General features: G+C 32.0%; 21 protein-coding genes. 9 read left to right on the top strand and 12 right to left on the bottom strand.

Translation table 11 applies throughout. From position 1 onward, the window contains the following. The first annotated feature begins 1 nt into the window (after position 1). Both EO083_RS04950 and eno read left to right on the top strand, forming a co-directional pair. A complete protein-coding gene (locus EO083_RS04950) occupies positions 2-1,303 on the top strand; it encodes a hypothetical protein (RefSeq protein ID WP_126993073.1) in 1,302 nt (433 codons plus the stop codon). A gap of 131 nt (positions 1,304-1,434) precedes the next feature. Further along, the gene (eno, locus tag EO083_RS04945; RefSeq protein WP_126993072.1) at positions 1,435-2,724 is read left to right on the top strand and encodes a phosphopyruvate hydratase; all 1,290 of its coding nucleotides are present in this window, start codon (positions 1,435-1,437) and stop codon (positions 2,722-2,724) included. Between the two features lie 40 nt (positions 2,725-2,764). On the opposite strand, the gene xerA is transcribed toward eno, so the two are convergent. Genes xerA through ppdK form a run of 12 tightly spaced genes read right to left on the bottom strand, consistent with a single transcriptional unit; the run spans position 2,765 to position 16,797 of the window. Continuing rightward, entirely contained in the window at positions 2,765-3,616 is an 852-nt protein-coding gene (gene xerA, locus EO083_RS04940) for a site-specific tyrosine recombinase/integron integrase (protein ID WP_126993071.1), read from the bottom strand. After that, positions 3,609-6,383, bottom strand: coding sequence for an excinuclease ABC subunit UvrA (gene uvrA / locus EO083_RS04935; protein ID WP_126993070.1), 2,775 nt, complete (start codon positions 6,381-6,383; stop codon positions 3,609-3,611). The genes xerA and uvrA overlap by 8 nt, the downstream gene beginning before the upstream one ends. Positions 6,384-6,386: 3 nt before the next feature. Then, on the bottom strand, positions 6,387-6,866 hold the full coding sequence (locus EO083_RS04930) for an adenylyl-sulfate kinase (protein ID WP_126993069.1): 480 nt from the start codon (positions 6,864-6,866) through the stop codon (positions 6,387-6,389). Continuing rightward, on the bottom strand, positions 6,859-8,082 hold the full coding sequence (locus EO083_RS04925; RefSeq protein ID WP_126993068.1) for a type 2 periplasmic-binding domain-containing protein: 1,224 nt from the start codon (positions 8,080-8,082) through the stop codon (positions 6,859-6,861). Before EO083_RS04925 ends, EO083_RS04930 begins: the two co-directional genes overlap by 8 nt. A gap of 20 nt (positions 8,083-8,102) precedes the next feature. Next, entirely contained in the window at positions 8,103-9,677 is a 1,575-nt protein-coding gene (locus EO083_RS04920; protein ID WP_126993067.1) for an ABC transporter permease subunit, read from the bottom strand. 47 nt (positions 9,678-9,724) lie between these two features. After that, positions 9,725-10,162, bottom strand: coding sequence for a UvrB/UvrC motif-containing protein (locus tag EO083_RS04915; protein WP_126993066.1), 438 nt, complete (start codon positions 10,160-10,162; stop codon positions 9,725-9,727). Further along, positions 10,159-10,707 (bottom strand): aminoacyl-tRNA hydrolase, encoded by a 549-nt coding sequence (gene pth / locus EO083_RS04910; protein ID WP_126993065.1) that lies wholly within the window; start codon positions 10,705-10,707, stop codon positions 10,159-10,161. The genes EO083_RS04915 and pth overlap by 4 nt, the downstream gene beginning before the upstream one ends. Position 10,708: 1 nt before the next feature. Beyond that, positions 10,709-11,365, bottom strand: coding sequence for a 50S ribosomal protein L25 (locus EO083_RS04905; protein WP_126993064.1), 657 nt, complete (start codon positions 11,363-11,365; stop codon positions 10,709-10,711). A gap of 35 nt (positions 11,366-11,400) precedes the next feature. Next, positions 11,401-12,351 (bottom strand): ribose-phosphate pyrophosphokinase, encoded by a 951-nt coding sequence (locus EO083_RS04900; protein WP_012579546.1) that lies wholly within the window; start codon positions 12,349-12,351, stop codon positions 11,401-11,403. After that, complete coding sequence (gene glmU, locus EO083_RS04895; protein WP_126993063.1) at positions 12,332-13,687, bottom strand: bifunctional UDP-N-acetylglucosamine diphosphorylase/glucosamine-1-phosphate N-acetyltransferase GlmU; 1,356 nt, start codon at positions 13,685-13,687, stop codon at positions 12,332-12,334. The genes EO083_RS04900 and glmU overlap by 20 nt, the downstream gene beginning before the upstream one ends. Continuing rightward, on the bottom strand, positions 13,684-14,094 hold the full coding sequence (locus tag EO083_RS04890; RefSeq protein WP_126993062.1) for a hypothetical protein: 411 nt from the start codon (positions 14,092-14,094) through the stop codon (positions 13,684-13,686). The genes glmU and EO083_RS04890 overlap by 4 nt, the downstream gene beginning before the upstream one ends. 57 nt (positions 14,095-14,151) lie before the next feature. Beyond that, positions 14,152-16,797, bottom strand: a complete 2,646-nt coding sequence (gene ppdK, locus EO083_RS04885; protein WP_126993061.1) for a pyruvate, phosphate dikinase — start codon at positions 16,795-16,797, stop codon at positions 14,152-14,154. A gap of 187 nt (positions 16,798-16,984) precedes the next feature. On the opposite strand from ppdK, the gene EO083_RS04880 reads away from it, so the two are divergent. The 7 genes from EO083_RS04880 to EO083_RS04850 are packed head-to-tail and all read left to right on the top strand — an operon-like array spanning position 16,985 to position 22,608. Then, complete coding sequence (locus EO083_RS04880) at positions 16,985-17,584, top strand: uracil-DNA glycosylase (RefSeq protein ID WP_126993060.1); 600 nt, start codon at positions 16,985-16,987, stop codon at positions 17,582-17,584. Beyond that, positions 17,577-18,080 (top strand): metal-dependent transcriptional regulator, encoded by a 504-nt coding sequence (locus EO083_RS04875; protein ID WP_126993059.1) that lies wholly within the window; start codon positions 17,577-17,579, stop codon positions 18,078-18,080. Before EO083_RS04880 ends, EO083_RS04875 begins: the two co-directional genes overlap by 8 nt. Then, entirely contained in the window at positions 18,080-19,012 is a 933-nt protein-coding gene (locus tag EO083_RS04870; RefSeq protein ID WP_126993058.1) for an SDR family NAD(P)-dependent oxidoreductase, read from the top strand. The genes EO083_RS04875 and EO083_RS04870 overlap by 1 nt, the downstream gene beginning before the upstream one ends. Continuing rightward, positions 18,981-20,213: a replication-associated recombination protein A gene (locus EO083_RS04865; protein WP_126993057.1), complete on the top strand. Its 1,233-nt coding sequence runs from the start codon at positions 18,981-18,983 to the stop codon at positions 20,211-20,213. Before EO083_RS04870 ends, EO083_RS04865 begins: the two co-directional genes overlap by 32 nt. Beyond that, entirely contained in the window at positions 20,197-20,751 is a 555-nt protein-coding gene (locus tag EO083_RS04860) for a macro domain-containing protein (protein ID WP_126993056.1), read from the top strand. The genes EO083_RS04865 and EO083_RS04860 overlap by 17 nt, the downstream gene beginning before the upstream one ends. 6 nt (positions 20,752-20,757) lie before the next feature. Next, positions 20,758-21,750 (top strand): ABC transporter permease, encoded by a 993-nt coding sequence (locus tag EO083_RS04855; RefSeq protein ID WP_126993055.1) that lies wholly within the window; start codon positions 20,758-20,760, stop codon positions 21,748-21,750. Beyond that, positions 21,751-22,608: an ABC transporter ATP-binding protein gene (locus EO083_RS04850; protein ID WP_126993054.1), complete on the top strand. Its 858-nt coding sequence runs from the start codon at positions 21,751-21,753 to the stop codon at positions 22,606-22,608. Position 22,609: the final 1 nt, after the last annotated feature.

The raw sequence follows: 22,609 nt of genomic DNA, 5'->3' as shown, positions 1-22,609 counted from the left end.
TATGAAAAAGCTTTTAGTAGTGTTGATGTCTTTGTTTGTTTTAACAGCGTTATTTGCTGCTGAAGCAACGCCAGTAGTTTCATGGTCGGGTAGTGCATCTTTTACATTGGGGATTGACGAAAAAGGGGTAGACATTGATGGTGGATTAGTAAAACCGTCAGTTACAGTTTCACCAAGTGCAGATACTCAATTTGGCGTATCCTTTGCAATTGATGTTATTGGAAAATCATTATCATTCAAAAGCTTAAGCTTTGAAAACAACATTTTTGCACTTGATTATACAAAAGGTGCAGCAGGATTCCAATATTTTGTAACCCCTGACAAAGATGGTAACTATTTGCTAAATGCTGAAGATAACATTTCTTTAACATTAAAAGCAGTTGATGGAATGACAGTAGTATTTCAAGATGTAGTTACTGAGGTTGATTACAACACAGGAACTCCAACAACACACAAATGGTTTGACGACTTTGTTGGTGTTACATACAGTATAGCAAATGTAAATCTTGCAGCAGCATTTTATGATGCAGATGAAGCAACAGAAACAAATCTTTACCAATACGGTTTAAATGCAAACACAAGCTTGGATCTTGGATTTGCAACATTAGAACTTGATGGAGTAGCTGGTGTTGTTGATGCAAGCAATACTGTAGCTTACGGAATTAGCGAAAGCTTGTCAGCAGAATTTTCAATTGTAACCTTAACACAAAGCTTTGCATGGAAACAAAACGTTAGCCAATTTGCATTTGCAAGAGACAATGATGCTTCATCAGTTAGTGTAAAAGCAGCTGTTGAATATTCAATGCCTTCAACAGTAACAATTTCTGGTGATGTATCATTTAAGATTGCAAGTCTTGCAACACCATCAGAATTTACAGTTCCAGTAAACTTTAAAGTTGCATACACAAATATGTTTGATGCAAGCTTAGCACTCGGTTGGGCAGATGTAGTTAATGCAGCAACATCAATTAAGATGACACTTGCAGCAGGTTATAAAGATGATATGGTTGCAGTTAATGCATCAGCTGAATGGGCAGATCTTGTTGGTGCAGCAACAGCTGTTGATCTTAACGCAGATCTTTCAGTAACACCAATCGATGCATTAACATTAGGTGCAGCAGTTAGATACGCAAGTGAAGAATTAGGTTATAATGTAAACGCAAATTACGCATTTGATGATAACACAACATTTACAGTATTCTACGGAACATTGTATGGAGATACTGACAAAGATGGAAAGACAGATATACATAAAGACGATGCACAATGGTATGCAAAACTTTCCTGGAGCACAAGCTTCTAATATTGTAATAATTTAAATTAATAGATCCCTCCGCACTTGCGGAGGGATTTTTTTGTAATAATTTATAATAATTTTTGAAACATTTATGGTGTATAATATAATTGTGAAATAAAAAACTTGGAGGTGAAAAGATGTATATTGAAATTATCGATGTTTTTGCAAGAGAAGTACTTGATTCCCGCGGAAACCCTACTGTTGAAGTTGAAGTTATGTTAGAAGATGGTTCAATAGGTAGAGCTATTGTACCTTCTGGAGCATCTACTGGAAAGTTTGAAGCTTTAGAATTAAGAGACGGTGATAAAAAAAGATATCTAGGAAAAGGTGTATTAAAGGCAGTTGAAAATGTTAATGAAATTATTGCGCCAAAACTTTTAGGTCTTAATGCATACGATCAAGTTTATATTGATAATGTCCTTCTTGAACTTGATGGTACAGAAAATAAAAGTAAATTAGGTGCAAATGCAATTTTAGGAGTTTCTATGGCAGTTGCTAGAGCAGCAGCAAATTCATTGCAACTTCCATTGTACAAATACCTTGGTGGTGTAAATGCAAAAGTTTTACCAGTACCTTTAATGAACGTTATTAACGGTGGTGCACATGCAGATAATAACCTCGATATTCAAGAATTTATGATTGTTCCTGCAGGAGCACCAAGCTTTAAAGAAGCATTAAGATATGGAGCAGAAACTTTCCATGCACTTAAAAAGATATTAAAAGAAGCAGGTCATGTAACTGCAGTAGGTGATGAAGGAGGATTTGCGCCGAACTTGAAAAATAATGAAGAGGCAATTCAAGTTTTAATACAAGCAATTCGAGCAGCAGGTTACGAGCCAGGAAAAGATATCTTTATAGCATTGGATGTTGCAGCAAGTGAATTTTATAATGAAGAAACTGGAAAATACTTTATTGATGGTAGCGAAAAAACAGTTGATGAATTAATTGAGTACTACAAATCATTAATTGAAAAATATCCGGTTATTTCAATTGAAGATCCATTTGATCAAGAGGATTGGGAAGCATATCAGAAATTTAATAAAGAAGTTGGAAACAAAGTACAAATCGTTGGTGATGATTTATACGTTACCAATGTTAAAAGATTACAGAAAGGTATTGAATTAAAAGCATCTAATTCAATATTAATAAAACTTAACCAAATTGGTTCTGTAACTGAAACACTTAATGCAATAGAACTTGCAAAAACAAATAACATGACAAATGTAATTTCTCATAGATCGGGTGAAACAGAGGACACATTTATTGCCGATCTTGCAGTTGCAACAAATGCTGGCATGATCAAGACAGGCTCACTTTCTAGAAGTGAAAGAATTGCAAAATACAACCAACTTCTCAGAATCGAAGAAGAGCTTGGAGATGTTGCTCAATATAAAGGATTGGATGCATTTTATTCAATAAAAAGATAAGAAAAACATAAATTAAAGCCCCCAAGCGGGGGCTTTAATTTTACAATTTTTTAACAGCATCAAATTTTTCTTGATCAGCAACGTGTAGATAAATACTTGTAGTGCTTAGATTTGTATGGCCCAATAATTCTTGAACAACTTTTATATTTACACCTCTTCGTATCAGATGAGTTGCATATGAATGCCTTAGAGTATGTGGATGTACGTCTTTTTTTATATTTGCTCTTTTTACTCCTTCCTTTAACCATCTAAAAACAGTTGAAGGATGTACATGTTTTTTTCCATTTTCAAAAACATATATTTTTGGATTTTCAAGATCTATATATTTTTTTAGTATTGGTATTACTTTGTCAGGTAGTGGAACTAGTCTGTCCTTTCTACCTTTTCCCATTTCTACCCTTAAGAAGGGGGGAATAAAAGAGATATCATTGGTTCTAAGATTACACAACTCGCTAATTCTAAGTCCAGCATAGTAGAGTAATGATATAGCGGTTTTTTGCCTGAGCTCATTTTCTTCATTAAAAGCCTCAATTAAACTTGAAACTTCATCTTCAGTGAGAAAATCGGGGATTTTTCTCCTAATTCTAGGGTGCTTAATTCTTTCCATCGGGTTTTCAGAAATCATTCCAGAAAGTTCAAGATAGTTAAAAAAAGAATTCAAACTAGAAATATACCTTGATATAGTAGTCTCACGAGGGCTTTCGCCAGTAATATCACCTTTTGAGAGAGCTTTTAAAAATTCTTCTACATCTTTTCTTTCAATATTATTAACTTGTTTTCCGACATATGTTAAAAATTTTCTGACATCTTTTTTGTAGGCTTTTAATGTATTTTCAGAATGTCTTCTTACGTGAGCAAGATAATCTGAAAACATTTCGATTAATTTATCCATTATTACCCTCCAAAACCATCTTTATATATTTTCCGGTTAAAGAATCTTTAGAGTTTGCAATATCTTCAGGTGTTCCTTCAGCAACTATATAACCACCATTTTTACCACCTTCAGGCCCAAGGTCGATTATATAATCAGCAGATTTTATTACATCAAGGTTGTGTTCAATAACTATAACCGTATTTCCTTTGTCAACAAGTTTATTTAAAACATTAATTAATTTTTTTACATCCTCAAAGTGAAGTCCAACTGTTGGTTCGTCTAAAATATATACAGTTTTTCCTGTGGCACGTTTTTTTAGTTCAGATGCAAGTTTAATTCTTTGTGCTTCACCACCTGAAAGTGTGGTTGCGGGTTGACCAAGTTTTATATAAGAAAGGCCAACATCATTTAAAACTTTTAAGGTTGAATAAATATTAGGAATATTTTTAAAAAATTCCAAAGCTTCTTCTACAGTCATATCAAGAATATCGGCAATATTTTTGTCCTTGTAAGTTATCTGTAGGGTTTCACTGTTGTATCTTTTTCCATTACAAACGTCGCATTGAACATAGACATCTGGCAAAAATAACATTTCAACTTTTAGTATCCCCTGTCCCTGACAGTGCTCACACCTTCCTCCTTTAACGTTGAAACTAAATCTGCCAGGAGTATAACCTCTTGCTTTTGCAAGTGGAGTCATTGCAAATAACTTTCTTATTTCATCAAAAACTTTAGTATATGTTGCTGGATTACTTCTTGGAGTTCTTCCAATTGGAGATTGATCTATTGCAATTACTTTATCAATATTTTCAAGACCTTCTAATCTATCAAATTCTCCAGTACGATGCTTTGTTTTATGGAGCGTGTTCATTAATGCAGGGTATAGTGTGTCAATTATAAGGGAACTTTTTCCAGAACCTGAAACACCAGTTACACAAATAAATGTTCCAAGCGGAAATGAAACAGTGATATTTTTTAAATTATTATGCCGAGCGCCATGTAAGGTTAAAAATTTTCCATTTCCTTTTCTTCTTTCTTTTGGTACTTCAATTTTTTTAATTTTTTTCAGATATTGTATAGTTAAAGAATTAGTATTCGAGTTGATGTTTTCAATTGGCCCCTGGTAAACAACTCTTCCTCCATTTATTCCTGCAGCAGGTCCAATATCTATAAGGTAATCAGCACTTCTTATTACATCTTCGTCATGTTCTACAACAATGACAGTATTTCCAAGATCACGCAATCTTTTTAAAGTCGATATAAGTTTTTCGTTATCACTTTGATGAAGCCCAATGGTTGGTTCATCAAGCACGTATGTAACACCTGTAAGCCCTGATCCAATTTGTGTAGCGAGCCTTATTCTTTGAGCTTCTCCACCTGATAATGTTTTAACGTTTCTAGAAAGACTTATATATGAAAGACCAACTTCGTTTAAAAATTGGAGTCTTTTTTCAAGTTCTTCTATTAAATCTTTTACTATTTCAAGCTTTTTTTCTGGTAATTTTTTCCTTAGTTTTTTTATAAATTCATATTCCTCAGAAATTGGCATTTCAGTAAAATCAATGATGTTAATACCTTCAATTAAGATTGATAATGCTTCTTTTCTAAGCCTTTTTCCTCCACATTCGTGACAAGTATTTTCCACAAAAAATTTGTCTAAATACCATTGTCTTGTATCTTCTGAAGTACTATATTCGTATCTTTGTCTGACTATTGGAATTAATCCATCAAAAAAAGTTGTGCCATACAATATTGCCTCTTGTGTTTCTTCGTGGAGATTTTTAAAAGGTGTTTTTAGATCGCCCCCATATATTTTTAATATTTTTTTGATTCTTTGTGGGATCCAGCCATCTTCTTTGTGACCAATATTTATTGCTTCAAGAACAGGCTTTTCAAAATCAATTACCTTTTTTTCATCAACTTCCAATGTAAAGCCAAGACCATGACATCTTGGACAGGCCCCGTATGGACTGTTAAAAGAAAACAATTTTGGATTTATTTCAGGCATTGAAACACCACAAGTAGGACACATCATCTTTTCAGAGTATATTTTTACTTTGTTTGTATCAACATTTTTAATGTATACAAAGCCATTTGATTCTCTCAATGCAATTTCAACAGAATCAAAAAGCCTATGTTTAATACTTTCCTCATTTTTTATCTTTAATCTATCAATGATTAGAAATATATTATGACGTACATTTTTGTTAAGTTCAGGAGTTTCTTCCAATCTGTAAACTTCACCATCTATTTCTATGCGTGCATAACCTTTTTCTAGTAAATTTTCGAATATGTCTTTAAATGTCCCCTTCTTTTCGATTGCAATTGGTGATTCAACGTATATTCTACTATTGTTAAAATTTTCCATTATATCTTTAACAATTTCATCAACGCTTAATTTTTCAAGTTTTCTTCCACATTTGTAACAGTATGCTTCACCAATTTTTGCGTAAAGTACTCTCAAAAGGTCGTATATTTCTGTTACAGTTCCAACTGTGGATCTTGGATTATGTGAGACACTTTTTTGATCAATAGCAATAGAAGGAGATAGCCCTTCAATACTTTCAACTTCGGGCTTTTTTAAATTTCCGATAAATTGTCTTGCATATGAAGAAAGACTTTCAAGGTATCTTCTTTGACCTTCAACGTAGATTGTATCAAGTGCTAAAGAACTTTTTCCTGAACCTGATAAACCAGTAATAACTGTAAGTTTATTTTTTGGAATTTTTACAGTTATATTTTTTAAATTATGAACTTTTGCGCCACGAACTATAATATAATCCATTTTTTATACTCCTTGTATATTTTTGTCTACGTAATCTATTATTATTTTAGCACATTCATTTACTTTGTGAAGTGAAGTATCAATTACAAGGTCTGGATTTACAGGATCTTCAAATATCTTGTCAACATAAATTTGAAAATTATCCGAAGAATTTATTCTCTTTTTTCTTATTACTTCATTGCAAGTGAGAAATATCTCAAAAAATGGTACAGGTGATATTTTTTTTATCATCTCTCTTATACTTCTTTTTGGAGAAACAGCTGGAACAATAACTATGTAACCTAACTTTGAAAATAAAAATGCAGTATTTGCAAGGATTTTTATTCTCTCTTCTATTTGTATGCTAACATTTTTAAAAATGTCTCTCCCCTCAAGTACAATTGAGGGAAGAGACTTTTCGGTAAAATATTTATTAATCTCTTTTGCTATAGTTGATTTTCCAGTCTTTCTTTTTCCAACAAGCCAGATTATATAATTATTCATTTACTATCTCCTCAAGTTTTTTCAAACCATCTTGCAGTGAAATTTTGTTGAATAACATCAATTTAAGAATATCTGAGACATTTTTGTGAAATTTTACATATCTTTTGTCAAACGGAATTGGCTGGGCTACTTTTTGAGTGCTTTCAAAGACGTTCTTGAATTTTCCTTCAGGAATATAATCATCAAAAAATTTGGTGTATTTATCTGCAAAGTACTTTTTAAAATCTGGGTTATTTAAAAGTAGGTAAAGCCAGTAAGTAAAATGTTCATCGCCATCTTTTGTAGAGACAAATGCTTTATAGTCTTTAAAAGGTACTAGAGGTTTTGGAAGGGGCAAAATGTTAAAATCTTCCATTTTTTCTGAGATTAGTGGAAGCAAAAATGATCCTTGAAACATTAAAGAAACTTTTTTATTTACAAAAAATGCTATTTGTGCTTGCTTATTTAAAAAATCAAAATAGTTATTTTCATACCATTTTTTGACTATATTAAAAGCATTAATAGTGTTTTCATCAGTTAGTATAAAGGTGCCTGAAATTAGTGGTATTTTTCCGTATCCCATTAAAAATGTAGAAAACCAATATGCACTTATTGGATTTATTGCAATTTTTTTGTTTGTATCCTGCACAATTTTTTCAACAGTTTTTAAGTTCCAGCTTTTCGGATCTACATTAATGTCTTTTTGCACATAGACTATCTGTGTGTCATAGTAATAATGGTAGAGTTTTCCTTTGACTATATTTAATTCTTTGTATGTTGGATAGTCAAATGCACTTGTCATTATTACATCAGGTAGTTTGACATTTGATTTGCTCATTGTAATAAGTTTGCTTGAAATTTTTGGAACCTCAAGAACTTTCATATTTAAATCATGCATTTTAGAGTATTTTTCTATATATTCTTTTATATCATTTGCTCCTTCCCAAGAAAGCCAGATTTCTCTTTGTGTATTTTCCAAAAATTTTGCATTAACTTCCATCTTTGTGAACTTATTTCCTTTAAAATAAAAGTTACCATTTTTTATTTCAATTAAATCGTATAAAGAAATATTTTCTTTTCCATCATTTGAAATTAATGATATAGCCTCAATTTTTTCAAAAGGTGGAATAAGTTCTATAACTCTATATTTTCCAGAAGTAAAGTTTTTAGGAGTTACAATGTAGGAAAATAATAATACTGAAGAAATTATGAATATAACTACAAAAGCCTTTTTCATAGAATCTACCTCCCCTTTTATCAAAGATATTTTATATACGAAATTTTAGAAATTTTTAGTAGGAAAAAAGTTAAAATTAATAAAATTAAAAATGTTGCAAATGATGCAGCACCAAATAAATTCCATTGTGGATAATGTGTGCTTGCAGCTCCAACGTAAGAGTATAACTTTATACTTAGCGTGTATTTACTTTCATCGAATAGAAAAACTAAAGGTGGTAAAAATGCATTAAAAGAGTTTAATGTTGAAAGTAAAAATAAGGACGAAACAAGTGGGGAGCTATTTGGAAGTAGTATTTTGAAAAAGAAAGTATTTTTGGGTATGTTATCTAACTTTGCAAGTAAGAATAGATCTTCTGGAAAATTTTTGAAATAGTGGTATGACAGTAATGACAAAAATGGTAAATTTTTTGCTACTAACATTAAGATAACAGAGGTAAATGTATTTAGTAATCTCAATTTGGAATAGATATAGAAGATAAAGATAATAATATGTAAGCCAGAAAAGATTTTTAGAAAATTAAAAAAGTTTAGTATATTTTCACCGTTTTTAATGTTCAGCAAAAAGTATGCAAGATACATTGAAAGTATTATACTTAATAGTGAGGTTATAATTGCAATTAGCATGGTATTTGAAAAGGATTTGACTATGCCATCATCAAGGATATACTTGAAATTTTTGAGTGTGAAATTGCCTTTTAAATAGATGCTTTGAGAATCTGAAAAAGCAAGGGTTAATAGTATGTAGAAAAAGTAAATTATTGAAAAGATCCAAAGGTATGAAAGGGTTTTTGAAAAATATGAAATGTTCATTTTAATCTTTGAATTTAATTTTCTAGAAAGAAGGTAAACAGAGGTTATTATTAATATTGTTAATAGAGAAATGGAGGAAACTTGTGAAATATCACTTTCAAAATTAAAGAGTTTGTAGATTAAAACCTCAAGGTTAGTAGTTGCACCAATTATTCCTTTATCGGTTATTCCAAAGCTTAGAGGTGCACCTCCTTCTGCTAAGAGCCATGGAACCTGAAAATCTTTAAATGCCTTTAAAAAATTCAATATAAATGCAGAATAGATAGCACCTTTTATATTTGGAACGACTATTTTTTTGTAATAAATATCTATTTTATTTGATTCGAGCAGAAAACTTTCAAGATATTTTTTATTTTGAGTTTCTGAAAAAGTGTAAAGGAAAAAGCTAGTAAAAGGAATCAAAAACCAGCTAGAAATAAGAATTGCTGAAATAAAAGAAGTTATTGGATTTATATAAATATCTGTATATTTTTCAAAAAAAGTTCTCCAAACAGGAACACCAATATATGGTGGGATTGTCCATCCAATTACGAGGAATATGAAGGCAAATTTGCTGAATTTTATTAATCTAGAAATATAAAGAGAAACATATGTTGAAATAAAAGCACTAAAAAGAGCGTAAAGTATGGTAATTAAAAGGCTTATATAAAAATATTTTGCTCCTAGTGTTTGAAAGAGAGCAGAAAATGAAAATGAGTTGTTGATATAAATGGAGGAAAAAATACCATAGAAGATAGGGAAAATGTTGAAAATTAGTATAAATAAAATAACAATTATTGTCATATCAATAGGAATTATATCATTTTGGGAAGCTAAAACAAAATATGAGGTTAAATTTCGGAGAGATTGTCAAGGCTGTCTAAAATTTCTTTTATGTGCTTTGCAAGTTCATAGTTTTCATTTTTAACAGCTTTTTCTAATTTCTGTTTTAAAAAGTAAATTTTTCTACTTTTTAAGTCTTTTGTAATTCTTTGCTTAGTAAGTTCATCTTGTTTAAACATAACAGATTGAACTGCAAGAGGCATCAAGGAGATTATTTCCAAGTTATTTTTTTTGAATTGATATGTTGAAGAATCTGATTGTGTTTCTTCAATGTAATCAACATGTGCCGCTAAAAGTTCAATACCAGCTTTGGTATAATTGGTTGTATCGTATAAAAGGGTTTCTTTAAGGCATTTTTTGCATATAGATATACTTTTTGGAACAAAGTTTACAAAGGTTTGTATAACAAGTTCTGCTTCTTTTCCACACCTTTCACATTTGCTCACAATTTCACCTCTTGAGAGTTATACAAACTCATGGCTTTATCAATACCATCTTTAAAAATTGTGTATAAAGCATCTATAGATAGGTCGAGAACTTTGTCCAAGACTTTTAATTCATCTTCTTTAAATTCTCCAAGTACAAAGTCTACAAGATTTTCATTTTCGGGAATAGGCCCAATTCCAATTCTTATTCTTTTAAAATCTTCTCCTAGATAACCTATTAGAGACTTAATTCCATTATGACCACCAGAAGATCCACTTTTTCTAATTCTTATTTTTCCTAAAGGTAAATTAACGTCGTCGTATACAACTATTATATCACTAAAATCTTCTTTATTTAAATAACGAAAAATTTCACCACTTAGGTTCATATAGGTAAGTGGTTTTACAAATAAAATATCTTTTCCAAAAAGAGTTTTTTGACAATACTCGTAGTTATTTTGTTTTTTAAAATTATTACAAATTCTGTCAATAAACATAAAGCCCACGTTATGCCTTGTGAAGGCATAACGTGGACCAGGATTTCCAAGGCCTACAACTAGGTAAATATTATTCTTCCTCCTTCTTACCTTTCTCTATAACTTCTGGTTCGGCACTTTCTTCTTCTTCACCTGTTGCTTCTTCAACTTCAAGACCACTTGGAGCAGAAACAATTGCAATAATTTCTTCACCATCTAGTTCTGCTTCCATACCTTCTGGAAGTTTAAGATCTTTAACGTATAGTGCTTGACCGAGATCTAAATTGCTTACGTCAATTTCAAGCTTTTCAATTACTGCATTTGGAAGTGTTTCAACAGGGAGTTCGTGGTGATGAATTTCAAGAACACCACCTTTTTCTTCACCTTTTGCTTTTCCAACAAACTCGAGTGGTAAGTTAATTTTCATTTTGTGTCCTTTTTCTGGAGCGTAGAAGTCAACATGTTTAACTTCATCTGTTAGTTTGTCATATTGAACATTTTTGATAAATACATCATGTGAGAATACTTCTTTACCATTTTCGTCCTTAACAGTAAGGCTTATGATACTTGCTTCTGTAACTTCATGAAAGAGTTTAATAAGATTTGATCTTTTAATAGAAATAGAGAGTGGTTCGATATCTGGTCCGTATACGACACCTGGAACAAAACCTTGTCTTCTTAGTCTTCTTACTGCCCTTTTCTTTCCAACAACACTTCTTACAAGGGCCTCAAGTGCGTGCTTTTCCATACTTTAAAACCTCCTTTTTTTATTTTTATGGGTTATTATTGTCTAAACAATATACTGATTGATAGGTTCTTTCTTACCCTAACAATAGCCTCACCTAAAAGTGGTGCAAGAGAAACTACACTAAATTTGTCAGGCAAGTTGCTATGGCTGATCGAGTCGGAAATATATATCTTTTCAATTTCAGAATTTTGAATTCTTTCAATCGCACCATCTGATAGCACAGGGTGTGTTATACATGCAATTACCCTTTTTGCACCTTTTTCTTTGATAGCTTTTGCAGCATTTACCAAAGATCTTGCTGTATCAGCAATATCATCAACTATTATAGCGGTTTTTCCTTCAACTTCACCTATTATATTTAATATTTCAGCGACATTGTCTTTAGGTCTTCTTTTGTCAAGAATTGCAAGTGGGCCGCCAAGTCTTTCAGCAAACTGTCTAGCACGTTTTACGCCACCAACATCTGGAGAAACAATTACATAATCGTCATCTACTATTTTATCCTCTTTTAATTTTTTTGCAAATATTGGAAAGCTCCATAGATTATCAAGTGGAATATCAAAGAATCCTTGAATTTGTTCAGAATGAAGATCTACGGTCATAACCCTTGTTGCTCCAGCAACTGTCAGTAGGTTTGCAACAAGTTTTGCTGTTATTGGATCTCTACCTTTTGCTTTTCTATCTTGTCTTGCATACCCATAGTAAGGTATAACAACTGCAATACTATTTGCGGAAGCTCTTTTAAGAGCATCTATCATTATGAGTAATTCCATTAAGTTTTCATTTACAGGAGGACAAGTTGGTTGAATTATAAATGTATCGTGTCCTCTTACAGTTTCTCCTATTTTTACATTTATTTCACCGTCAGCAAATCTTCCAACTTCACAATCAGCAAGTCTTGTTCCTATATATTCTGAAACTTTTATTGCAAGCTCTCTATTTGCATTTCCTGAAAAGATCTTCATTTCATTTTTTGCTATCTGCATTTTGATTTCCCCCTTTTTTTCTTAATACCCAATCTTTAATTACTACTTGTCTTGCACGGCCAAGGCCCAAACTATTTTCTGGTACATCTTCCGTTATTGTTGAACCTGCTCCGGTAATTGAATTTTTTCCAATTTTTACAGGTGCAACTAGTGAATTATTACTTCCAATAAAGGCACCATCTTCGATTATAGTTGGATGTTTCTTTTCCCCATCATAATTACAGGTAATTGTTCCCGCTCCAATATTTACATTTTCACCTATTGTAGCATCACCAAGATAAGTTAAATGTTGAGCTTTAGTGTTTTTACCTATGACGCTTTTTTTAGTTTCAACAAAATTTCCAATTTTTACGTTTGATTTTAAATGTGTTCCTTCTCTGAGTCTAGAAAATGGGCCAACAGATACATTATCTTCAATAATTGCCTTCTCAACTTCTGATCTATTTACATGTACATTATTTCCAATTTTTGAATCTTTTATTCGAGTCATTGGCCCTATAACACAATCTTCTCCGATTTCTGTTTCACCTTCTATGAATGTAAATGGATATATTATAGTATCTTTCCCAATTTTTACGGTAATATCTATATAAACACTCTCAGGGTCTATAATCCTGACCCCTTCTTTCATTAATTTTTCATTTATTCTTTTTCTCATACTTTTTTCAAGCTTTGAAAGCTGAATTCTATCATTTACTCCAGTAACTTCGTCTATATCATCAGTAGTAACTGTTGAAATATTTTCAGTAAATTTGAGAATATCTGTTAAGTAATATTCATTTTGTGCATTGTCATTTTTTATTTTCTTTATGTTTTCTTTTAAAAATTTACCTTTAAAGATGTAAATCCCTGTGTTAATTTCTTTTATTTTTTTAATGTTTTCGTCAGCATCTTTGTCTTCAACAATTTCAATTTTTTTACCTCTAACTATCCTACCATATCCAGTAGGATTTTCCAATATAGCAGTTAATATGGTAACATCACTGTTACTTTCTATATGTTCTTTTTCAAGTCTTTTTAAAGTTTCGTATGAAATGAAAGGAACATCTCCGTATAAAATTAGAAGATTGTCGTTTTCTGGTATAAAATCAAATCCACACATTACTGCATGAGCTGTTCCAAGTTGCTCATTTTGAAGAAAGATTTTGACATCTTGTGGAATTACCTTTTCGACAATTTCATGCTTATGGCCTAAGACTACTCCAACTTCTCCAAAGTTTTTAGCAGTATCAATTACCCAATTTATCATTGGCTTTCCAAGAATTTTGTGAATAACTTTAGGATATTTTGAATTCATCCTTTTTCCGAGCCCTGCAGCTAAAACTAGGGTTTTCAATCTTGTTCACCCCTTTTTTTAAATTCTTTTAAAAATATCGGAATAATCAAAAGTCCAAAAAAGTATCCTATTGTTCCATATTTTATACTTCCAATTAAGGAAATACTTATTCCAAGTAGTAGATACAATGGAAGACTCCAAATTGGAGATTTAAATATATCATATAAAATTGATACAAAACAAGAAATTAAAAGGAGAATAAGACCTTTTGGATCATAACCACGAATTGTGGAAAAGAATGAAAGTGCGATCATTAGAACGTATGTAAGACTTAATAAACTTTGAAGTTTTATATTATTTCTAATAAGATAGTAAATTCCAATAGCAATTATACTAAAAAATAAATATGATTTGGTAAAATAAAAGAGTATTATGGAAGTTGCTATAGAAAACAACAGGAAGCTCATCAACACACCTCCGAATAAGAAAGGGCCCAAAAAGGGCCCTATTTAATATGTTAAGTTTTATTTTCTGTTTTTAATTGTTGCTTGTGCAGCAGCTATTCTTGCTACTGGAACCCTGTATGGAGAACAGCTTACATAGTCAAGTCCTGCAGCATCGAAGAATAGAATTGATCTTGGATCTCCACCGTGTTCACCACAAACACCAACTTTAAGATCTTTTCTTGTTGCCTTACCTTTTTCGGTACCCATCTTGACTAGTTGTCCTACACCTTCCCAATCAAGGCTCTTGAATGGATCGTGTTCAAGTATACCTTTTTCAAGGTATTCTGGTAAGAACTTTCCAACATCGTCACGACTAAATCCGAATGTCATTTGTGTAAGGTCGTTTGTTCCAAAGCTGAAGAATTCTGCTTCTTGAGCAATTTGATCTGCTGTTACAGCTGCTCTTGGAATTTCAATCATTGTACCAACTTTGTATGTTAAGTCGATTCCTGATTCTTTAATCAATGCATCTGCTGTTTCTTTAACTACTTTTTTAACGTATTTAAGTTCATTAATGTGACCTACAAGTGGGATCATAATTTCTGGAATGACATCAATATTTTCTTCTTTCTTAAGTTCAATAGCTGCACCAATTATAGCTTTTGTTTGCATTACTGCAATTTCTGGGTATGTAATTGTAAGCCTACAACCCCTGTGACCAAGCATTGGGTTTAATTCGTGAAGTTGTTCAACAACTGATTTTAATTCTTCAACAGTAATACCTACTTGTTCTGCTACTTCTTTCATTTGATCTTCTTCATGTGGCAAGAATTCATGTAGTGGAGGATCTATCAACCTGATAGTAACTGGTAAACCTTTCATTGTTCTAAATAATCCTTTGAAGTCTTCTTTTTGAAGTGGAAGAAGTTCTGCAAGTGCTGCTTCTCTTTGTTCTTTCGTTTTTGCAACGATCATTCTTCTTACCTTTGGAATTCTGTCTTTTTCAAAGAACATGTGTTCTGTTCTACAGAGACCTATACCTTCGGCACCAAATTCTCTTGCAACTTTAGCATCCCTTGGAACATCAGCGTTTGTTCTAACACCAAGTCTCCTAATTTCATCAGCCCATGTGAGAAGTTCAGCAACTTCACCTTCAAGACCTTGTGGTTTAACTGTAGTTATTTTTCCTAGGTATACGTTTCCGGTAGTACCATCTATTGAAATCCATTCTCCTTCTTTTACTACAACGTCTCCGACTTTGAATTCTAATTTTTCTTCATCAACAACAATTTCTTCTGCACCAACAACTGCTGGTTTTCCCATACCTCTTGCGACAACTGCAGCGTGTGATGTCATTCCACCACGTGCGGTTAATATACCTTCTGCTGCGTTCATACCACCGACATCTTCTGGACTTGTTTCAGGTCTTACCAAAATGACAGATTCACCATTTTTGTGCATTTCTTCTGCTTTTTTAGCGTCAAAATATACTTTACCAGTAGCTGCACCTGGTGATGCTGGAAGACCTTTTGCAATAACTTTTGCATTTTTGACTTCTTCATCATCGAATTTTGGGTGCAATACTCTTTCAACATCTTCTGGTTTTACTCTCATAACAGCAGTTTCTTTATCTATAAGTCCTTCGTGGACAAGATCAACTGCTATTTTAATTGCAGCTTGGCTTGTCCTTTTACCATTTCTTGTTTGTAAGATGTAGAGCTTTCCTTTTTCGATTGTAAATTCAATATCTTGCATATCTCTGTAGTGTTTTTCAAGTCTTTCCATGATGGAGAGAAGTTCATTATATACAGCTTCATTTATCTTTTTGAGTTCTTCAAGTGGAACTGGTGTTCTTATACCTGCAACAACATCTTCACCTTGTGCGTTTTGTAAGAATTCACCGTATGGTTTCTTTTCACCAGTATTCGGATTTCTTGTGAAACAAACTCCTGTACCACTGTCATCACCCATGTTACCAAATACCATTGTAACGATATTAACAGCTGTTCCAAGAAGTTCTCCTTCTTTTATGTTGTTAATTTGTCTGTATTTGATTGCCCTTTCGTTCATCCATGAGCCGAATACTGCATCGATAGCTGCCCAAAGTTGCTTGTATGTGTCTTGTGGGAATTCTTTTCCGTGTTTTTTGTATATTTCTTTGTAGTCTTCAACAAGTGCTTTAAGGTCATCAGCATCAAGTTCAACGTCAAGTTTTACTTCCTTTTCTTCTTTTCTTTTTTCGAGTGCTTTTTCAAATTCTGCATGAGGAATTCCAAGTGCTGTATCACCGAACATTTGTAAGAATCTTCTGTATGCATCATATGCAAATCTTTCATTATTTGTTAGTTTTGCAAGGCCAACAACTGTTTCGTCGTTTAAACCGAGGTTTAAAATGGTGTCCATCATTCCAGGCATGGATACTGCAGCACCTGATCTAACGGAAACAAGTAATGGTCTTTCAGGATCACCAAGCCTTTTTCCAGTTACTTCTTCTAATCTTTTTAAAGCTTCATCAACTTGTTGTTTTAAATCTTCTGGATATGTTTTTCCGTGATCGTAGTAATATTTACAAACTTCTGTTGAGATAGTAAATCCTGGTGGGACAGGAATTCCAAGGTTAGTCATTTCGGCGAGATTTGCGCCTTTTCCGCCAAGTATGTCTTTCATATCTGCGCGGCCTTCAGCTTGCTTGTTAGCAAAAAAATAAACCCATTTTTTTGACATTCTTACACCTCCTTGATTATTTTGAGACTAATTTTATTTTATCATATCATTGTGGTTAAAACGGTTACTATTTTATAATTAAATTTTTCTTTTTTGTAACAAATAAAGATTTTTGTGAACAAAGATATTTATGATATAATTTATAATACTAACAAAGTTAGATAATGTTAATCTTGGAGGGTATACAATGACCAAAAAGAAAATGATGGATATTATTGTTGAGCGTATAAAAAACTGTAAAGCTTGTCCCTTGCATGAGAATAGGACAAATGTAGTTCCTGGAGAAGGAAATCTAGATTCTCCAATTATGTTTGTTGGAGAAGGCCCAGGTGAAGATGAAGATCTTTCTGGGAGACCATTTGTGGGAAGAGCGGGGCAACTTCTAACCAAGATTTTGGAATCTGTTAACATAAAGCGTGAAGATGTTTATATTACTAACATTGTTAAATGTAGACCTCCAAACAATAGAACTCCTACAAAGGAAGAAGCAAGTATTTGTTCTCATTTTTTATTTGCACAGATTGAAGTGATAAATCCTAGAATGATAGTAACTCTTGGAAAACCTGCTCTTGAATTGTTTTTGGGAAAAAGTGTTGCAATAACTAAAGTTAGAGGTAATGAGTTTGAATGGAGGGGAGGAATAATAATTTTTCCCATGTTCCATCCAAGTTACCTTTTAAGAAATCCATCAAAAGCAAAGGGATCTCCAAAAGACCTTACCTGGCAGGATATTAAAAGAGTTAGAAAGTATTATGATCAATTTTTAAAGGAGAGAGAAAATGGCTGATAAAAAGTTAACACCAGCCCTAGAAAATTATTTGGTAACTATTTATAAATTATCAAAGAATGATGGTGTTACAAGAGTTTCTGAAATTGCCAAAGTTAAGAATGTTAGTTATCCGAGTGTAACTACAGCTGTGAAAAAGTTAGCTGAACTAGGTTATGTAGAACATCAAAGGTATGGATTTGTTAAATTGACTAGAAAAGGTAGGAGAGTTGCTGTAACCATTCACAATGGAGAGCTTAGAGTAAAATACTTTTTTATGTACGTAATAGGCTTTCCGGAAAAATGGGCACAGCAAGCTGCTGAACTATTAATTTATGGCCTTGATAGTGAAACAAGAAGGCAGCTAAGACGATTTTATGCTATAATGATAGATTTTGACGAGACTAAGACGGAGAAATTAATTAAATTTTTAAAACAGCAAAGAGAAAAATTAGGAATAAAAAATGTCCCAAAGGAGGCACTCAAACTTAAAATAAGGTTGAAGGAGGATGACTAATGAAAGCACTAGTAACTGGAGGTGCAGGATTTATTGGCTCACATGTTGTAGATAAATTGATAGAAAATGGTTATGAAGTCGTTGTGGTTGACAATTTATCAAGAGGAAAAAAAGAAAATGTAAATAAAAATGCAACCTTAGTTGTTGCAGATATTAGAGATGAAAAGACTATTGAGGAATTATTTAAAGAACACAATTTTTCCTACGTTTTTCACCTTGCAGCACAGGCGAGTGTTTCTGTATCTGTTAAAGATCCAGTTGAAGATGCAAATGTGAATATAATTGGAAGTCTTGTGTTATTAAAAAATTCCATAAAGTATGGAGTGAAAAAGTTTATTTTTTCTTCGACTGGTGGGGCAATTTACGGAGATGATGTTGATATTTTTCCAACACCAGAATCTGTATTTCCAAAGCCAATTTCTCCATATGGGATAGCAAAATTTTCATTTGAAAATTATTTAAGATTTGCAAAGAAAGAGTTTGGGTTAAACTATACGGTTTTAAGGTATGCTAATGTGTACGGTCCAAGACAAGATCCTTTTGGAGAAGCTGGAGTAGTAGCTATTTTTACTTTGCGAATGCTAAATGGTGAAGATGTGATAATCAATGGCGATGGCGAGTATATTCGTGATTATGTTTACGTGGAAGATGTTGCAGATGCTAATTTAAGAGCACTTAAGGCCGGAGATGGAATGGAGATAAACATAGGAACTTCGCAAGGAACAAGTGTTAATCAATTATTTAACTATTTGAAGAAGATAACAGGTTACACAAAAGATCCAGTTTATGGTCCTCCAAGAAAGGGAGATATAAGAAAGAGTCTTTTGTGCTATACAAGGGCACTTGAAGAGTTAAGATGGAAACCAAAGGTGGATATAGAGAAGGGATTGAGGTTTACGGTTGAGTGGTTTAAGCGAAATTTTAAGGCCTAAGAATTTTGAAGATGTTGTTGGACAAGAACATATATTAGGTAAAAAGGGAATCTTAAAACTTGCAATAGAAAAAGATTCCCTATTTTCTGCTATTTTTTACGGCCCACCAGGTTGTGGAAAAACTTCCACACTAGAAGTTATCAAACAGAACACAAGTTATGAAGTTTATCATTTTAACGCGGCTATAACCTCAACTACAGAAGTAAAAAAAATTTTAGAATATGCAGCTAAAGTCAAGGATGTAAAAAAGATCCTGATATTTATAGATGAATTTCATAGGTTTAATAAAAAACAGCAAGATATATTTTTACCTGGGGTTGAAGCTTTTGATTATGTTTTAATAGGTGCAACAACAGAAAACCCATACAAGATGGTAAATCCTGCACTGCTTTCTCGTGTAAGACTTGTTGCTTTTAAAAAATTGCAGAAAGAGCATATAATTAAGCTGCTCGAGAAAGCTGTCAATGTGAAGAAAGTGGATATAAATGATGATGCAAAAGATTTTATCGCAAGAGTTTCAAATGGAGATGGAAGGTTTGCGATTAATTTATATGAAATATTGAGTGACATAGCAATTTCCATTGATAAAAAAATAATTGATGAAGAGATTTTACAAATATATTCTTCGGATGGAAATAGGGTTTATACAGCAAAGGAACATTATAGTTTAGCATCAGCATTTATAAAGAGTATTCGTGGAAGTGATCCTGATGCTGCGCTTTACTATATGGCTAGGATGATAGAAGGTGGGGAAGATCCAAGATTTATTGCAAGAAGACTTGTAATTCTTGCAAGTGAAGATATTGGCCTTGCTGATCCAATGGCGCTTTTAGTTGCAACTTCGACAGCTCAAGCGGTGGAACTTGTTGGTCTTCCCGAGTGTATGTTTAATTTGTCTCAATGTGTTATATATTTATCACTTGCTCCAAAGAGCAATTCATCAACGCTTGCTATCCAAAAAGCCTTAGATGTTGCAAAAGAGACAATGAATCTTGACGTACCTCGTGATCTATTAAATATTCCAGATAGTGGTTATAAAAATCCGCATAAATTTGGTGGATTTTTGAAAAAGTCTTACCTTCCAAAAGAGATTTCAGATAAAGTTTTTTACACTCCAAAATCAATAGGAAAGGAAAAGAAAAATTTAGAAATTTTAGAAACTTTGTGGAGGGGGGGAAAACAATATGATGATAAATCTTAATGGCAAGAAAATAGTTTTAATAAATGATGACATCACAATTCAGGATACAGATGCGATAGTTAATGCTGCAAACAGTCATTTAAAACATGGTGGAGGGGTTGCAGGTGCAATATTGAAAAAAGGTGGACACATTATCCAACTTGAAAGTGATGAATATGTTGAAAAGTATGGCCCGGTAAAAACAGGTAATGTTGCAGTTACAACTGGCGGTAATTTGAAAGCAAAATATATTATTCATGCAGTTGGTCCAATCTGGCGTGGAGGGAATAATAATGAAGAAAAACTTTTAAAGGATGCTGTTTTAAATTCTTTGAAAAAGGCAGATGAATTAAAGATAAAATCCATTTCTTTTCCTGCAATAAGCAGTGGTATTTTTGGCTTTCCGGTGAGAAGATGTGCACAAATTTTTGCTAAAGCAATTGATGAATTTTTAAAAGATAATACAACTATTGAAGAAATTAGAATAGTAAATATAGATAAAGATATCCACCAGATTTTTGAAGAAGAATTTAAAAAATACTTTAAATTGCAAGGATGATTTCACATGAAAATATTAATGCTAACTAAGTCTTTATTTTTAGAATATTTTAGAAACAAAATATCCTTCTTTTTCAATATTTTATTTCCGTTAGTATTATTTATTTTATTTTCACTAGTTTTTTTCAGCGAAGATACTGCTAATTTTGCCTATTTTTCTAATATTGATCTAGATATTTATGGGAAGTCATACAATGATGAGGAAAAATTATTAAGTGACAGGAGAAAATATGATGCAGTTGCAGTGATTAAAGATAATCAAGTAATAGTTTACAAAAACAGTAATAGCGCAATGGTTGATGTGTGGATTGATACGTTAGTAAATAATGTTAAATCTTTTGGATTAAAAAATGTGGTAAATATAAAAGAGACAAAGTTAAATTATAAAATTTTTTCACAAAGGGAAAATATTTATATAGGTACATTTGCACTTTCGATTATGTCCATAGGAATGTTTTCTGTAGTTAATTTGTTTGATAGATATAAAAGATCGGGCACTTTAAAAAGACTAAAACTGCTTCCTATGTCTTCACTTTCATTTGTCTTTTCCTTTTCAATTTCCCAGTTTTTTATAAGTTTTATTTCTCTAGTTATAATAAGGTTAATTGGAGCATTTTTATTTTCAATATCTTTGAAGGTTAATGTTTTTTATTTTTTTATCGCTCTTATTTCTTCTGTAATTGGAATGCTTGGAATTGGTACGTTAATTAGTGTTCTTTTCAAAAAAAGCGCGGCTAATGTATCTCAGTTTTTGTATATTGTATTTATATTTTTTTCCGGGATTTATTTTCCATTAGAATTTCTTCCAAGATTTTTAAAAAATTTAAGCTTATTTATTCCAGTAAAATATATTGTTGATATCTTCAAATTTTCAATGGGAATGCAAGTAATTAATATCTCTAAGTTTTTCATTTATTCATTTATATTAATTGTTTTTGGATTGTTTTTACTTTTAATTGGTGGCAAGATACTTTTTGAAACTGAAAAAGTAGGTGGTTAGATGGTAGTAAAGGTGGAAAATTTAAAAAAATTATATGGAAAATTTGAAGCATTAAAAGGTATTAGTTTTGAAGTTGAGGAGGGAGAAGTTTTTTCACTTCTTGGACCAAATGGTGCTGGAAAAACAACCACTGTTGAGATTTTAATTGGTCTTAGAGAAAAGAGCGAAGGAAAAATTTATTATTTTAATAAAGAAATGGAAAAAATAGATAAGAAAATAAAGTCAGTTATAGGAGTTTCTCTTCAAAAAACTGAGCTTTTTAGAGAGCTTACAGTTATTGAAACTCTAAAACTTTTTAGAAGTTTTTATAAAGATGGATATGATCCTTATGAGGTGTTAGAAAAGATAGAACTAGTTGAGAAAGAAAAGGAAAGAGTCAAAAATCTTTCTGGGGGACAATTTCAAAGACTTGTTGTAGGACTATCTTTTATAAATGATCCAAAAATTATCTTTTTGGACGAACCTACAACAGGTCTTGATCCTCAATCAAGAAGAAAGATCTGGGATATTATACTTGAATTTAAAGATAAAGGAAAAACGATATTTTTGACAACACATTATATGGAAGAAGCTCAATTTTTATCGGATAGGGTTTGTATAATTGATAATGGGGAAATTGTCGCTCTTGATACTCCGCAAAAATTAATAGAAAAATCTAATTTAGAGACAATAATAGAAATAGATGGCGTGTATGAAAACTTTGGAAAGGTTATTGGAAATAGAACACTCGTTGAAACAAATGATCCAAATGGTTTAATACAAAAGCTTATAGAAAACAAAATAGAAAATTTTACAGTCAGACATCCAACACTTGAAGATGTATTTTTGAAATTAACTGGTAAAGAATTGAGGGATTAAT

Origin of the sequence: Thermosipho globiformans, assembly GCF_003990895.1 — a bacterium.
Classification (GTDB): domain Bacteria; phylum Thermotogota; class Thermotogae; order Thermotogales; family Fervidobacteriaceae; genus Thermosipho; species Thermosipho japonicus.
The sequence above is the reverse complement of the archived record's forward strand: the minus strand, read 5'-3'. Positions and strand labels throughout refer to the sequence as shown.

Excerpts from the sequence above, each read along its gene's own strand:
- EO083_RS04950 (WP_126993073.1), top strand. The coding sequence starts at position 2 with ATGAAAAAGCTTTTAGTAGTGTTGATGTCTTTGTTTGTTTTAACAGCG.
- eno (WP_126993072.1), top strand. The coding sequence starts at position 1,435 with ATGTATATTGAAATTATCGATGTTTTTGCAAGAGAAGTACTTGATTCC.
- xerA (WP_126993071.1), bottom strand. The coding sequence starts at position 3,616 with ATGGATAAATTAATCGAAATGTTTTCAGATTATCTTGCTCACGTAAGA.
- uvrA (WP_126993070.1), bottom strand. The coding sequence starts at position 6,383 with ATGGATTATATTATAGTTCGTGGCGCAAAAGTTCATAATTTAAAAAAT.
- EO083_RS04930 (WP_126993069.1), bottom strand. The coding sequence starts at position 6,866 with ATGAATAATTATATAATCTGGCTTGTTGGAAAAAGAAAGACTGGAAAA.
- EO083_RS04925 (WP_126993068.1), bottom strand. The coding sequence starts at position 8,082 with ATGAAAAAGGCTTTTGTAGTTATATTCATAATTTCTTCAGTATTATTA.
- EO083_RS04920 (WP_126993067.1), bottom strand. The coding sequence starts at position 9,677 with ATGACAATAATTGTTATTTTATTTATACTAATTTTCAACATTTTCCCT.
- EO083_RS04905 (WP_126993064.1), bottom strand. The coding sequence starts at position 11,365 with ATGGAAAAGCACGCACTTGAGGCCCTTGTAAGAAGTGTTGTTGGAAAG.
- EO083_RS04900 (WP_012579546.1), bottom strand. The coding sequence starts at position 12,351 with ATGCAGATAGCAAAAAATGAAATGAAGATCTTTTCAGGAAATGCAAAT.
- EO083_RS04890 (WP_126993062.1), bottom strand. The coding sequence starts at position 14,094 with ATGAGCTTCCTGTTGTTTTCTATAGCAACTTCCATAATACTCTTTTAT.
- ppdK (WP_126993061.1), bottom strand. The coding sequence starts at position 16,797 with ATGTCAAAAAAATGGGTTTATTTTTTTGCTAACAAGCAAGCTGAAGGC.
- EO083_RS04880 (WP_126993060.1), top strand. The coding sequence starts at position 16,985 with ATGACCAAAAAGAAAATGATGGATATTATTGTTGAGCGTATAAAAAAC.
- EO083_RS04875 (WP_126993059.1), top strand. The coding sequence starts at position 17,577 with ATGGCTGATAAAAAGTTAACACCAGCCCTAGAAAATTATTTGGTAACT.
- EO083_RS04870 (WP_126993058.1), top strand. The coding sequence starts at position 18,080 with ATGAAAGCACTAGTAACTGGAGGTGCAGGATTTATTGGCTCACATGTT.
- EO083_RS04860 (WP_126993056.1), top strand. The coding sequence starts at position 20,197 with ATGATGATAAATCTTAATGGCAAGAAAATAGTTTTAATAAATGATGAC.
- EO083_RS04855 (WP_126993055.1), top strand. The coding sequence starts at position 20,758 with ATGAAAATATTAATGCTAACTAAGTCTTTATTTTTAGAATATTTTAGA.
- EO083_RS04850 (WP_126993054.1), top strand. The coding sequence starts at position 21,751 with ATGGTAGTAAAGGTGGAAAATTTAAAAAAATTATATGGAAAATTTGAA.